Genomic DNA, 11650 nt, shown 5'->3' on the forward strand with positions numbered 1-11650 from the left:
AGATCATGCCAAAAGAGATATTTATGCCGAAGCTAAGCAGTACGATGGAGATCGGTACCTTGCTTCAATGGTTTAAAGAAGAAGGAGATTCGGTTGAAATCGGTGAGCCTCTATTTGAAATTATGACAGACAAAATCAATATCGAGGTTGAAGCCTATGATGATGGCGTTTTTCTAAAGAAATATTACGAAGCAGATGATCAGATTCCAGTCAATGCTGTCATTGGATATATCGGAGAGGCAAATGAGCAGGTACCGAGCGAGCCACCAGCGCAGTCAGATGAAGCATCTTCTGAAGACAGCGGAACATCATCGACATCTGAACCATCTGTTTCGACTGACGTTGAACCAACGGTGGGTGAGAAAGTACGCGCAACACCTGCAGCGAGAAAAACGGCAAAAGATCATCAAGTAGCCATTCACGAAGTATCTGGTACAGGACCAAAAGGCAGAATTCAAAAACGGGATGTCGAAGCGGCCCTTCATACGAGCGAGGAAGGTCAGCGAGTATCACCACTTGCAGGAAAAGTGGCTGCTCGTGAAGGGATCGACTTAGCGAATGTTGCTGGTTCTGGCGTCCACGGAAAAATCATGAAGAGTGATGTGACAGCAGCAGGCGCACAAAAGGCAGAAGCTGCTCCAGTAAGAACACAAAAACTAGTCGGGATGAGAAAAGTGATCGCAGATCGCATGTCACAAAGTGCCTTTACAGCGCCGCACGTCACATTAACAAGTGAAATTGATATGACAAAAGCAAAAGAAGTACGCAAACAGCTGCTCCCAGCGATAGAAAAAGAGACAGGCTACAGATTGTCGTTTACAGAAATCATCATCCATGCGGTCAGCAGTGTCCTCACGCGCCATCCGCAAATCAATATGACGTTTGAACAAAATGAGCTCCATTTCCATGAGGATGTGCACATTGGTCTTGCGGTTGCTGTGAAAGACGGCCTAATGGTTCCGGTCATCTCTCATGCAAATCAAAAAGGGCTGAAACAGCTCACAAAAGAAGCAAAAGAAATTGGTCGAAATGCACGCGATCAAAAGCTGCTGCCAGACCAGTTGAAGGGGTCTACATTTACCATTAGTAACTTAGGGATGTATGCCATTGATACGTTTACCCCAATTATTAATCAGCCGGAAGTGGCGATTTTAGGCGTTGGACGCATTCAAGAAAAACCTGTAGTGATCGATGGAGAAATTCAGGTGCGGCCAATGATGGGTGTCAGCTTATCATTTGATCATCGAGTGGTAGATGGTGCACCAGCAGCGGCCTTTTTAACAGACCTTAAAAAAGTGCTTGAACAACCATTTGAATTGCTAATGTAGGAGATGAATCGGATGACAAAAACGTATGATCTGACAGTCATTGGCGGAGGGCCTGGCGGATACACTGCCGCCCTTCAAGCCGCTGAACGTGGACACAAGGTTGCATTGATTGAAGAGGATTTTCTAGGGGGTACTTGTTTAAATCGAGGCTGTATCCCTTCAAAGACACTGCTCAAACATGCAGAAGTCATTGAATCAATTGAGAAAGCAAAAAGCTGGGGAATCGAAACAGGTGAGATGGTTCTTTCTTTCGATAAAATGAGAAAACGTAAAGATGATGTCATCGAAAAACTCAGGGGCGGAATCGCCTTTTTATTAAAGCAAGGAAAGATTGATGTATATAACGGCAGAGGGACAGCTGTGACAAAAAATCGCATTGACATTGAAAAACAAGATGGGTCAGAAACGATTGAAACAAAAGAGCTGATCATTGCCACTGGCTCATCACCTGCTATTCCGCCTATTCCAGGGCTCAAAGAGATTCAATTTGACACAAGTGATACGATCTTTGACATCCCAGATATTCCTGCATCTGTCGTCATTATTGGCGGGGGTGTGATTGGTCTTGAGCTGGCCTGTATCTTCCAGAGTCTCCAATCAAAAGTCACCATTATAGAAGCCGCTCCGTCGATTATTCCGCAGGAAGATGAAGAAGCGTCGAAATTACTAGAAAAAGAATTGAAGAAAAAAGGCATCCATATCGCAAAGAAAACGACGGTGACAGAGGTAACAGAAAGCGAAGGAGTCAAAGCGATTCATGCGACAGACGATAAAGGAGAGACGCACATCTTTACGGCTGAAAGACTGTTAGTTTGTGTCGGAAGAAGACCAAATGTATCTGCTGTCAGTCAGCTGGATCTTCAGCTGGATGGCCCTTTTATTAAAGTAAACGACGAGATGAAGACAAGTGCTGAAGGTGTATATGCAATTGGCGATGTAGCCGGCGGCTATCAGCTCGCTCATGCGGCGATGGCAGAGGCAGCCGTTGCAGTTAGCAATATATGCGGCGAGCCTGAAAGAATGAATCACGACATCGTTCCTAGATGTATTTATACATTGCCAGAGGTAGCGAGTGTTGGGCTGACTGAGAAAGAGGCGAAAGCGAAAGGGCTGAACGTTCGGGCAGAGCGATTTGATTTAGCTGCAAGCGGAAAAGCGTTGGCAGCAGGTGTTCAAACAGGTTTTATTAAACTCGTGTACGATACCGTTTATGGTGAAGTCATTGGCGCTACAATGGTTGGTCCGCATGTAACGGAGATGATATCAGAGGCTTCCTCATTTATGTATTTAGAAGGAACAGCTGAAGAGATGGCCAAAATGATTCACCCGCATCCTACCATCTCAGAAGGCTTTTATGAAGCAGCTCTTGATATTGTGAGTAAGCTGAGAAAATAAATGCCAAACAAGGGATAGGGAGGAGATCCGTGTGCACGTCCAGCTTCATCAGAAAGTGGCACTTGTGACAGATAGCACAGATGGATTTGGAGAAGCCATCTGCCTGGCTTTGGCCCGGGCAGGTGCACATGTTTTCATACACGCTTTTCGTGATGAATCAAAAGCAAAGTCGATTAGCAAAGACATTGAAAAATTAGGCGGCCAATCGACTGTTGTCATCAATCCGCTTGAGACACCGCGTGATGCTACGCTTATGCTAAGACAAGTCATCGATACATGCGGCAAGCTTGATATTTTAGTCAACCAAGCCGAGCAAAAAGCAGATGGGGGGATTGATGACGTAAGTCCTGAGATATGGGTCGATGAAGTGGAAAGATCCGTAAATACAGTCTTTCTTTCCAGTCAAGCCGCTGTGTGGCATATGGTGGATCAGAAGCAGGGCTGCATTATTAATATTTCCTCATCAGGGAGCATAACAGGTGACGGTGGGATCTCACATGCTACATCAAATAGTATGTTGAATGCCATGACAAAAGGATTAGCGCGCGAATTTAAAGACAAAGGCATTCGGGTATTGGCTCTACTTCCGCCGCCTCTCCATTTGCTTCCTGACAAAGAGCAAATCAAGGAGACGGTGGCTCATATGACGGTTTTCTTAAGTACATCGTACGGTGCATTTACAGATGGAGCAGCGATTATGCTTGATGGGGGTGAGAGCGCTGGCTAATCAACAAAAACCAGTTCTCATCGTAGGTGGTGCCCAAGGGATCGGCAAAGAAATTGCTCAGCGTTTTTTAAAAGAAGGGCATCGTGTAGCTGTGTCAGATATAGATGAACAGGGACTTTCGCTTTTAAAACAACAGCATCCTCAGCTGCTGACGTTCCAAGCTGATGTTTCATCGTGGGAAAGTGTTCAGCAGATGACGTCAGCAGCTGAAAGGGAGCTGGGTGGCATTGGGCATCTTGTCTATTCAGCAGGAATGACGAAATCCCTTCCTTTTTTAGAGGTTGATTTTTCACTTTGGAAAAAGACACTGGCTGTGAATCTATATGGTCTTTTCTACTGCATCAAAGCATTAGCACCCTATCTATGTGAGCGGAAAGAAGGCAGCGTTGTCATTATTGGATCAGGATCTGCGATAACAGGCTCTGGCGGCGGCATCCAGTATTACGCGTCAAAAGCCGGGGCATTTGGTCTCATGCGTTCGCTTGTAAAGGAATTGGGTTCCCATCATGTCCGCATCAATGTCATTGCACCGCGCGTCATTGAATCTCAGATGCTTGATACGCTCTATCCGACTGAGCTTGAGAAAAGTCAGCTTCGATCCCTTATTCCTATCGGGAGATTAGGAAAACCAGAAGATATTGCTGGAGTCACTTTATTTCTCGCAAGTGACGAGGGAAGCTATTTGCACGGACAGATACTCTTATTAGATGGCGGGAGAACGTATCAGCCTAAATATAGCGAGGGAAAAAGAGCGGAGAGTTAATCGCTCTTTTTTTATTTTCATAACAATTGTTCCAATTAGAAACGAATGTTTGGTATACTGGTAATCATAGTATATTAAAAGGATGATGTCACATGCTGAATTGGGAAGAAAGACGACAGCTCGTCAAGGTTGCTCATCTTTATTATACAGACGGGTGGACGCAGCAGGAGATTGCAAAAAAGCTCAATGTCTCAAGACCAGTCATTTCAAAGCTCTTACAAAAAGCAAAAGATGTGGGAATCGTTGAAGTGTACATTAAAGACGAAAGTATTCATACAGTGGAACTTGAAAAGCAGCTGGAAACGACCTTTCAATTAACGGATGCTGTCGTTGTCCCAAGTGTCGGGACAATGTCTGAGATGGTCAAACGGGCAGTTGGTCAAGCGGGCGCCTATTATCTTTCTAAAAACATGAAAGGCGCTGAGAAAATCGGTATTTCATGGGGAACCACACTTGCCGAGCTCGTGAAGGAATATCCATTTGAGCGAAGAAACGATGTCAAAGTCATTCCTTTAGAGGGCGGAATGGGCAGGCAGGCGGTCGACATTCACGCGAATCAGCTGGCATATGAGCTGGCAAAGAAGATGAATGGTACGTGCTCCTATTTATATGCACCTGCGATTTTAGAAACAGAAGAATTAAAAGAGCGGCTGATGGCGATGCAGGACATAGAAGCTGTGCTTGAAGAAGGCAGAAATGTTGATATTGCCCTGATCGGTATTGGGAATCCGCATAAAGGCTCTACATTGAAAACAGTCGGTTATTTAAAAGAAGAGGATTTGTCTGGTTTAAGGCAATCAGGAGCTGTTGGTGATATTGGTTTTCGTTTCTTTGACGGGGAAGGGAAACCAGTCCAAGATGAGTTGAACCAAAAGGTGATTGGATTATCGTTAGAACAATTAAAGAACGTGAAAAAAGTCATCGCAGTTGTGGAAGGAACCCATAAGGCTGAAAGTATTTTAGGGGCTTTAAACGGCGGCTTTATTCAGGTGCTCGTCACCGATGAATTGACTGCGGCAGCTATTTTAAAGGAAGCATCTGTCCAATAAACAGCTGACAGCCATCGTATTGTATAAAAAGAGCAACATCAAACGAGAAAGGAGTTGTGTATCTTGAAGAAAACCGAAATGGAAGCAAACCTACACTGTACTCGGTGCCAAGAAGAGACCCTCCACAGCATCGTTTATGTGAATGATCAGATGAAAAGCGTTGAGTGTACAGAGTGTCATCAGAAGATCAGTGTGCAAGTCGACATCATGAAGGAATTTTACAAAGAAGTGTATGAAAAAATTGCCACAAAGCCGAAGCGGATGACGCAGGAGTATAAGGCGAATCTGAATGGATTTATTTCAAGACTCCCCATCCGGGTTTTAAGTAAGCCATACCGGCTGATGAGATATTTAAACGAATCTTATAAGGTCATTAAGCAATATAAAAAATAAAGCAGAGGCTGTCTTAGCGCTCTGCTTTATTTTGTGTTTTTTTCATGTAGTAATAAATCGGCAGTCCAGCAATGCCGATCAGCATGGAGATCAGGCAGCTTTGCCAATCGGTGATCATGGTGCTGATTAAGACAAAGAAAGAGCCGATAATTGCAATGATCGGTGTGAGCGGGTAAAGTGGTACGCTATAAGCGCGCTTCATTCCCCTGTTTTGTTTTCTTAGCTTAAAGACAGCGAAAAAGGCCATCACATAAAAGATGTAAATCATGAAAATCGAAACTTCTGACAGCTTCTCGGGATTACTGACGATCATAAACACAATGGCAATCAAAATCTGTACAAATACAGCGATCCAAGGTGTTTGAAAAGTAGGATGAATGCGTGAAATGGCTTTGGCAAACGGAATTTGTTTTCGTTCTGCCATCGCAAAAATGACACGCGGGAACGAAAGAACCTTTCCATTCAAACAGCCAAAGATACTAATGATGATTCCGATACTAATAATTTTACCGCCAATTGGACCAAAGAGCATTGTAGCAGCTGTGCTTGTTGCATTTTCACCTAGTTGAACGATTTGATCAGCTGGTAACACATGCAAAAGGGCGATGTTAATAAAGAGATAACATGCTGTGACAATTAAAATACCGCCTGCCATCGCGCGAGGAAGCAGTTTCTCTGGATTTTTCATTTCACCGCCAAGCGCTGCAAGCAAAATCCAGCCATCATAGGCGAATAACGTCGCCAAAATTGCTGCACCGAAGTTCATTTGTGCGATACTCTCATTGACGGCTGTGAAAATATGTTCATTTCCTTTCCATAAGCCAAACACAATAATTGCTGCAATTGGAACAAGCTTTCCGATCGTGGTCAGTCCTTGGACAAAACCACCGTATTTCGTTCCCATGATGTTGATCACACATAAAAAAAGAACGGTGATAATGCCAATCGTTGTAGCCCATAAAGAAGAAAGAGAAAATAAATTAGCTAATAATGAACCAAAATAAAGACCAAGAGCACCAATAATCGCTGGCCCGTAAATAATAATTTGCACCCAGCCACATAAGTAGCCCCAAAATTCACCGTATATTTCTTCAAGATAGGCATATAAACCGCCAGTACGTGGGATTTGTGTACCAATTTCAGCGACTGTGAGTCCGCCTGCAAGGGTTAAGATCCCGCCTAACAGCCATGCGAATAAGGCGATGCCTGAGCTTCCTGAATAAGAAAGGACGTTGCCAGGCTTCATAAAAACGCCAGATCCAATAATTGTTCCGATGACAAGAGATAGGGCAAAAAATAAGCCGATGTCTTGTTTTAACGCTGGTTGTTCTTTGTTCATTACACACGACCTCCTGCATCACTTTCATACGTTACTGTGACATGTATTTTGTTCATTGTAATACGATTTTAGGAAAACAAGAATTAAAAAAATTTTCTGATTTTCGTATTTGTATTTAAAAGTGTTCGTTTATTGGAGATATTAGGATGAATGTTATCTTAAAAACGAACAATATAAGAAAATTTTTGATGTAATGTTAATTTAATAGGCGGAAGCCGAACGTCCAATAAAGATGCAGCCGAATGGTTGACTTTTCTTCTAAAATGACCTATTTTATTCATAAGGATATTATCTTGAATTCGAGATATTTTATAATAGGAGTGAACACAATGAAAATAAATGGGATTCACCACGTATCAGCACTAACAGCAAATGCTCAGAAAAACGTTGATTTCTACCGCCAAATCCTTGGCTTAAAACTGGTGAAAAAAACAGTCAATCAAGATGATCCATCGATGTATCATCTATTTTATGGAGATGAGGTCGCCTCACCTGGTACAGAGCTGACGTTTTTTGAAATACCGATGCTCGCCCGCCGGTTGGACGGAACAAATGCGATCTCACGCACAGGTTTGATTGTCACTTCAGAAGAGGCACTCACATTTTGGGAAAAGCGCTTTGAAGAAAAAGGTGTAAAGAAAGAAACAGCTTCTTTAAGAGGCGGCAGACCTGCTTTGAAATTTACAGATCCAGAAGGACAGCAGCTGTTTTTGACTGTAGAACCAAACGTGCAAGATGGAGCGAAGCCACCAGTGCATGATGAGATTCCTGCTGATTTTGCGATCAGAGGTTTGGGACCAGTAGAATTAACAGTCGCAGAAGCAGATAAAACGATCAGTGTGTTAACGAGCATCCTTGGTTTCACAGAAAAAGCACGTGAACAATCAAATGATGGGGAAATCGTGACGATTTTTGAATCAGGACAAGGCGGAGCTGGAACAGAGATTCATGTCATTGAAAAAGCAGAAGGACCTGCTGAGCGATCTGGCAGAGGGAGTGTTCATCACGTAGCTTTTCGTGTAGCGGACGCAGAAGAGCTTGAAAAATGGCATGATAAAATAGCCAAAGCCGGTTTCACCAACTCTGGTGTTGTAGAACGTTTTTATTTTAAAGCCCTATATTTTAGAGAGCCAAACGGCATTTTGTTTGAAATCTCAACAGACGGTCCGGGATTTACAGTGGATGAAAGCGTGGATGAACTTGGTGATCAATTAGCACTTCCGCCATTTTTAGAGCACAAACGAGCAGAAATTGAACAAAGATTGGTCCCAATCAAGTGAACATGAAAAAAGCAGCTCAATTTTTATGAGCTGCTTTTTTCGTTAAGAACTGACTTGCTTTGATTCAGATTGTGTTAATGTCACTTGTTTTGTTTCTTCTTTTCCATTACGAACGAGTGTGATGCTGACGGTATCTCCTACTTTTGCATTCGTGTAAAGCTCGTGACGTAATTCACTGCCGGTTGTCACTTTTTTGCCATTGATGGCGGTGATGACATCCTCTGCCTTTAATCCAGCTTTTGCAGCAGGTGAGCCAGCAGCGATTTCTTTTACGTACACGCCTTTATCAAGCTGACTGCTTGTCAGTCCAAGCGTTTCCTTCTGATAAGCATCTGGTACTTGTTCGAGATCCAGCATGCTGATACCGATATAAGGTCGTTCGATTTTTCCTTTTGTGAGAAGCTGCTCTGCAATTGGTTTGACATCATTGATTGGGAGCGCAAACCCGATACCTTCCACACCTGTTTCAGAAATTTTCATACTGGTGATCCCCACAACCTTTCCGTCTGTTGTTAACAGCGGCCCGCCGCTGTTGCCAGGGTTAATGGCTGCATCTGTTTGAATGACATTAATACTGCTTTCGCCAGCTGAGGTATCCATAGAAATTGTTCGATCGACACCGCTGACAATTCCTTGCGTTACTGTTCTTGATAAATCTTCACCAAGCGGGTTTCCGATTGCGATGACGGTTTCTCCTGCACGAAGGGATGAGGAGTCTCCAAGTTCAGCGACTTTTGTAACGCCGCTGCTGCTAATTTCCACGACAGCAAGATCAGTTAGCGGATCAGAACCGACCACTTTTCCTTCCACCGTCTTACCATTATGCAAGGAGACTGTTAATTTATTTGCTCCTTCAATCACATGGTTGTTTGTTAATACATAGGCTTTACTGCCGGATTTTTTGAAAATAACCCCTGATCCGGTACCGCTTTCTTGTTCTTGACTGCTACTGTTTTGATTTTGCTGTGATCCATCAAAAGGTGTGTTCATATCGCCAAAATCTGTGGTTGTTTGACTTTGTGTTTGATAGTTTGTAATGCCGACGATGGCTGGTGATACGTTTTCGACCATATTGGAAATACTGCTGGTCGAATTGGATGTTTGTGACGCTGTTGTTTTTGACGAATTTGTACTTGTATCATTTGTCGATACAGCGGCTGTTTTCGTTGACGAATCAGTTGAATGATTTTCTGAATGCTGAGCATATGGAGTTAGAACGTAAACACCTAACGCTAACGTACCGCCTACAATCCCGCTGACAAATGGCTTCAGCCAGCCACTTGGCTTCTTCTGCTTTTGTTTCGGCTGTTCAATGGTTTGTAATTCATAAGAAGTGTGTTTTTCATCTTTGTGTTGTGTCATTAAGATCACTCTCTTTCATCGATTTTTACATGTATGTGTTCAAGATGTTTGACCGTATGTGGTGGATACTGACTTTAGCGTAAGAAAAAAGTGTGGGATAAAAATGAAAACATTGTGGGAAATTGTTAAAATAAGTAGTGAATCTAAGCAAAATAGAGGAGATTAAACTGTGGAGACTATTGGAATCATTGGATATGGAAGCATGGCAGATATGATGGTACAAAAATGGCTGGATAAAGGAGTACTTCATGCCAGTCAGTTTATGATCCATACAAGAAGTGAAACGGAGCGTCTGCAACAGCTGAAAGAGAAGAACCAGCATGTCAACATTTGCTCTTTAGATGACATCTCTGCATCATGTGATGTCGTGTTTGTTTGTGTACCACCGCTTGCTGTACTTGATGTCTTAGATCAGCTGAGCCCCGCAAAGACATCTCTTCATATCGTATCAGTGGCAGCGGCTGTCACGTTAGACAAATTAATGCAACATACGAATCAGCCGGTGTCTAGATACATTCCCACTTTGACATCAGCCGTAGGAACGGGTGTATCCCTTGTGGCGCATGGTGAAACCACTGGGCAGGAGGCACAAGAACGACTCCACCGCCTGCTTTCAGCTTTTAGTATCGTCAGGGAAGTGGAGGAGGACCGGTTTGATGCGGCGAGTAATTTGACAAGCTCTTCTCCGGGCTTTATTGCAGCAATCTTTGAAGAAATGGCGAGAGCAGCTGTTCGGAATAGTGAGCTTTCTTTAGAAGAAGCCTATGAATTTTTAACATATGCGCTGCTCGGTACAGGACAAGTTCTTGTTGAACACGGACTGACATTTGCTGAAACGGTGAACAGGGTCGCAACAAAAGGCGGGATTACAGGAGAAGGCGCTGCAGTCATCCAGCAGCAGGCACCGCAAATGTTCGATGACTTGTTTACACAAACGATGAAAAAATATGCGCAGCTAAAATCGCAAATCGATGAAGCAGACAAACACCACTAAAGACATAGCTAGTGGTGTTTTTTCTGTAAAATAAATCCTTTCGCATCAATGCTTTTGACCTGTATTACCTGAGTCTAATTTCCTTATTTTCAGACATTGTATTGAAAAATCAATCAAGTTCTCATATAATTTTTTAGAAAATTTAGAAAAATATACACAAATTTTAAGTTTAATTAAAGGGGGATGGGGATGAAGCTCTATTTATCAGTCGATATGGAGGGAATTACTGGTCTAGCTGATCATACATTTGTTGATAGCCGCCAGCACAATTATGAGCGCGGGAGAAAAATCATGACAGGTGAAGTGAACGCCTGTGTAGAAGCTCTTCTTACACATGGGGCGACCGATATTTTAGTGAATGATAGCCATTCTAAAATGAATAATCTGTTGATTGAAGAATTGCATGAGGAAGCATCTCTCATATCAGGTGATGTAAAGCCTTATTCAATGGTTCAAGGATTAGATCAAACGTATGATGCCGCTGTTTTTTTAGGCTATCATGCAAGGGCATCAATGAAAGGTGTGATGTCTCACAGTATGATTTTTGGTGTCAGACATTTTTACATAAATGATCATCCGATTGGTGAAATGGGCTTTAATGCGTATGTCGCAGGCTATTATGGTGTTCCGGTCATTCTTGTATGCGGAGACGATCAAGCGGCACTTGAAGCAGAAAAGTTAATGCCTGGCGTGAAAACAGTGGCGGTGAAAGAAACCATTTCAAGATCTGCTGTGAAATGCTTAACACCAGCGAAAGTGAGCACCCTCATCTCTCAGCAAGTGGAAGCTGCCATGAAACAAATTCATCAAATGAAGCCGCTCACGCCTCCTGAGCAGCCAGTGCTGAAAATCGAGTTTGCCAATTATGGACAAGCTGAATGGGCGAATTTAATGCCGGGTACGGCCATCATTGAAGGGACAACAACGGTGACGTACCAAGCGGAGAATATATTAGAAGCCTACCAAGCGATGCTTGTCATGACAGAGCTTGCCGCACGTACAACATTTTGTTAAGCGAGG

Annotated in this window: 11 protein-coding genes; 9 read left to right on the plus strand and 2 right to left on the minus strand. The window is 43.2% G+C overall.

The window, feature by feature from the left end; all coding sequences use genetic code 11:
* The first annotated feature begins 5 nt into the window (after nt 1-5).
* The 6 genes from NST15_RS06195 (at nt 6) to NST15_RS06220 (ending at nt 5655) form a co-directional block, all read left to right on the plus strand.
* The gene (locus NST15_RS06195; protein ID WP_008346253.1) at nt 6-1328 is read left to right on the plus strand and encodes a dihydrolipoamide acetyltransferase family protein; all 1323 of its coding nucleotides are present in this window, start codon (nt 6-8) and stop codon (nt 1326-1328) included.
* A 12-nt stretch (nt 1329-1340) separates the two neighbouring features.
* Nucleotides 1341-2723: a dihydrolipoyl dehydrogenase gene (gene lpdA / locus NST15_RS06200; RefSeq protein ID WP_008346251.1), complete on the plus strand. Its 1383-nt coding sequence runs from the start codon at nt 1341-1343 to the stop codon at nt 2721-2723.
* 31 nt (nt 2724-2754) lie between these two features.
* Nucleotides 2755-3450: an SDR family NAD(P)-dependent oxidoreductase gene (locus NST15_RS06205; protein ID WP_052320225.1), complete on the plus strand. Its 696-nt coding sequence runs from the start codon at nt 2755-2757 to the stop codon at nt 3448-3450.
* The gene (locus tag NST15_RS06210; protein WP_008346247.1) at nt 3428-4213 is read left to right on the plus strand and encodes an SDR family oxidoreductase; all 786 of its coding nucleotides are present in this window, start codon (nt 3428-3430) and stop codon (nt 4211-4213) included. The genes NST15_RS06205 and NST15_RS06210 overlap by 23 nt, the downstream gene beginning before the upstream one ends.
* 92 nt (nt 4214-4305) lie before the next feature.
* Nucleotides 4306-5262 carry a sugar-binding transcriptional regulator gene (locus tag NST15_RS06215; RefSeq protein WP_017359143.1) on the plus strand — a complete coding sequence of 319 codons (957 nt, stop codon included), beginning with the start codon at nt 4306-4308 and terminating at the stop codon, nt 5260-5262.
* A 63-nt stretch (nt 5263-5325) separates the two neighbouring features.
* A complete protein-coding gene (locus NST15_RS06220; protein WP_008358910.1) occupies nt 5326-5655 on the plus strand; it encodes a hypothetical protein in 330 nt (109 codons plus the stop codon).
* 13 nt (nt 5656-5668) lie between these two features.
* On the opposite strand, the gene NST15_RS06225 is transcribed toward NST15_RS06220, so the two are convergent.
* Nucleotides 5669-6994, minus strand: a complete 1326-nt coding sequence (locus NST15_RS06225) for an amino acid permease (RefSeq protein WP_024719606.1) — start codon at nt 6992-6994, stop codon at nt 5669-5671.
* A gap of 329 nt (nt 6995-7323) precedes the next feature.
* Between NST15_RS06225 and NST15_RS06230 the strand changes: the two genes are divergently transcribed.
* Nucleotides 7324-8274, plus strand: a complete 951-nt coding sequence (locus NST15_RS06230; protein WP_096881317.1) for a ring-cleaving dioxygenase — start codon at nt 7324-7326, stop codon at nt 8272-8274.
* 42 nt (nt 8275-8316) lie between these two features.
* On the opposite strand, the gene NST15_RS06235 is transcribed toward NST15_RS06230, so the two are convergent.
* A complete protein-coding gene (locus tag NST15_RS06235; RefSeq protein WP_342498943.1) occupies nt 8317-9636 on the minus strand; it encodes a trypsin-like peptidase domain-containing protein in 1320 nt (439 codons plus the stop codon).
* Between the two features lie 169 nt (nt 9637-9805).
* Here NST15_RS06235 and proG point away from each other — a divergent pair, with 169 nt between their 5' ends.
* Together proG and NST15_RS06245 are read left to right on the plus strand one after the other, a co-directional pair.
* Nucleotides 9806-10630: a pyrroline-5-carboxylate reductase ProG gene (gene proG, locus NST15_RS06240; RefSeq protein ID WP_017359139.1), complete on the plus strand. Its 825-nt coding sequence runs from the start codon at nt 9806-9808 to the stop codon at nt 10628-10630.
* A 189-nt stretch (nt 10631-10819) separates the two neighbouring features.
* A complete protein-coding gene (locus NST15_RS06245; RefSeq protein ID WP_008346235.1) occupies nt 10820-11644 on the plus strand; it encodes a M55 family metallopeptidase in 825 nt (274 codons plus the stop codon).
* The last annotated feature ends 6 nt before the right edge of the window (nt 11645-11650 follow it).

Source organism: Bacillus sp. FSL R5-0820, from assembly GCF_038593385.1.
Taxonomy (GTDB): domain Bacteria; phylum Bacillota; class Bacilli; order Bacillales; family Bacillaceae; genus Bacillus; species Bacillus altitudinis.

Coding starts and splice junctions, on each gene's coding strand:
- NST15_RS06195 (WP_008346253.1), top strand. CDS start 6: ATGCCAAAAGAGATATTTATGCCGAAGCTAAGCAGTACGATGGAGATC.
- lpdA (WP_008346251.1), top strand. CDS start 1,341: ATGACAAAAACGTATGATCTGACAGTCATTGGCGGAGGGCCTGGCGGA.
- NST15_RS06210 (WP_008346247.1), top strand. CDS start 3,428: ATGGGGGTGAGAGCGCTGGCTAATCAACAAAAACCAGTTCTCATCGTA.
- NST15_RS06215 (WP_017359143.1), top strand. CDS start 4,306: ATGCTGAATTGGGAAGAAAGACGACAGCTCGTCAAGGTTGCTCATCTT.
- NST15_RS06225 (WP_024719606.1), bottom strand. CDS start 6,994: ATGAACAAAGAACAACCAGCGTTAAAACAAGACATCGGCTTATTTTTT.
- NST15_RS06230 (WP_096881317.1), top strand. CDS start 7,324: ATGAAAATAAATGGGATTCACCACGTATCAGCACTAACAGCAAATGCT.
- NST15_RS06235 (WP_342498943.1), bottom strand. CDS start 9,636: ATGACACAACACAAAGATGAAAAACACACTTCTTATGAATTACAAACC.
- NST15_RS06245 (WP_008346235.1), top strand. CDS start 10,820: ATGAAGCTCTATTTATCAGTCGATATGGAGGGAATTACTGGTCTAGCT.